Annotated in this window: 1 protein-coding gene; it reads left to right on the top strand. The window is 55.0% G+C overall.

Annotated elements, in window-relative coordinates; all coding sequences use genetic code 11:
* Nucleotides 1–153: 153 nt before the first annotated feature.
* On the top strand, nt 154–547 hold a 394-nt coding region (gene tnpA / locus DMP07_RS08665; protein WP_123198741.1), incomplete at its 3' end, for an IS200/IS605 family transposase.

The following is a 547-nucleotide window of genomic DNA, read 5'->3' as shown; positions in this document are numbered from 1 at the left end:
TTTAATGGCTTCAGCCTGGCGCGCGCGTAGCCGCGCCGAGACAACCACCCGCTTTGCGGGTGGTACCCAATCTGCTTTACAAAACCACCTTTCCGTCGGATATTGACGATGTTCAGGCCGTCAAAAATCCGAGTGGAAAGGTGGCGCTCGGCTATGGCCCAGAAAGCCTATAGCCTCTCTCACACGAAGTGGATGTGCAAATACCACATCGTGTTCACGCCGAAGTATAGGCGGAAAGCGATATACGGACAAATCAGGAAGGACATAGGGGAGATCCTCAGGAGGCTCTGCGAGTGCAAGGGCGTCGAGCTGATCGAGGGACACCTCATGTCGGACCATGTCCACATGTTGGTGGCGATACCTCCGAAGATAGCCGTCGCGAGCTTTATGGGGTATCTGAAGGGGAAGAGCTCCCTGATGATCTTCGACAAGCACGCGAATCTCAAGTACAAGTTTGGCAACAGGAAGTTCTGGTCCGAAGGCTACTACGTGTCGACGGTCGGCCTCAACGAGGCTACGATCGCCAAGTACATCAGGGAGCAGGAGG

It is taken from the genome of Slackia faecicanis (assembly GCF_003725295.1).
Taxonomy (GTDB): Bacteria; Actinomycetota; Coriobacteriia; order Coriobacteriales; family Eggerthellaceae; genus Slackia; species Slackia faecicanis.
Note: the sequence above shows the minus strand (reverse complement) of the source record. Positions and strands in the feature narration are given on the sequence as shown.